The following is an 887-nucleotide window of genomic DNA, read 5'->3' as shown; positions in this document are numbered from 1 at the left end:
TTCGGGGCGCTGAACTCGTGGACCTACGTGCGCGACACCAACGGCGACGGGCTGGCCGACTTGCTGTCGGCGGGGGCGCCGCGCAAGTACCGCAACTGGACCTCGGACGGGCGGGGCAACTTCACGGCGCAGAGCTACATGGGCGACACGGGCTGCACCGCGGCGCTGGACTTCAACGGCGACGGGCGCGCGGACTGCCTGATCGCGGGCGCGGCGGCCACGGGCAACCTGCTGCGGGCGGGGTATTCGAGCGCGGGCTCGATGATCGTGAGCAACTTCAACCTCACGAGCTCGGGCAAGGAGCTCAGCAGCAGCGCCGGCACGGTGGGCCAGAACTACGGGGTGTACGCCATCGACGTGAGCGGGGACGGGCGCGACGACCTGATCCGCTGGCACGACAACCCGCTGCTCAACAAGCTGTACCTGTCCAACGGCGACGGCACGTTCAGCGAGGTGCCGATGAGCGCGCTGGGCGAGATGTCCCCGATGGTGCTGGGGCAGAGCGACGGCACCTACGACTTGCTGATGGGGGACTTCCGCGGGCTGGGGTCGGTGGAGTTCCTGCGCATCTCGCGCAACGCGCCGGACCTGAGCGACGTGAGCAAGAAGAACAAGCTGTTCATCGTGAACGACACGGCCACGACGGACCGGCTGGTGAGCTACGTCTCGCCCACGGGGCTGAAGACGACGCTGAACTACGCGCCCATCGCCAGCGCCGAGGGCCGCGTGACCAGCGACGCGGCCACGGCGGACAAGGCGCAGTACCCGCTGATGGACCTGACGCTGCCGGGGCAGATCGTGGCGTCGGTGGACCAGGAGGTGGGGGTGGGGACGCAGACGGTGCGCACGGACTACGGGTACGTGGGCATGAAGGCGGCGGTGGACGG

The 887-nt window shown here is 69.2% G+C and carries 1 protein-coding gene; it reads left to right on the top strand.

All coding sequences use genetic code 11. The annotated features are described in order from the left end of the window. Positions 1 to 887, top strand: an 887-nt coding sequence (locus tag CDN99_RS27960) for an FG-GAP repeat domain-containing protein (protein ID WP_141101042.1), incomplete at both ends; no start/stop codon positions are given.

Source organism: Roseateles aquatilis (assembly GCF_002205645.1).
GTDB classification, from domain to species: Bacteria; Pseudomonadota; Gammaproteobacteria; order Burkholderiales; family Burkholderiaceae_C; genus Roseateles; species Roseateles aquatilis.
The sequence above is the reverse complement of the archived record's forward strand: the minus strand, read 5'-3'. Positions and strand labels throughout refer to the sequence as shown.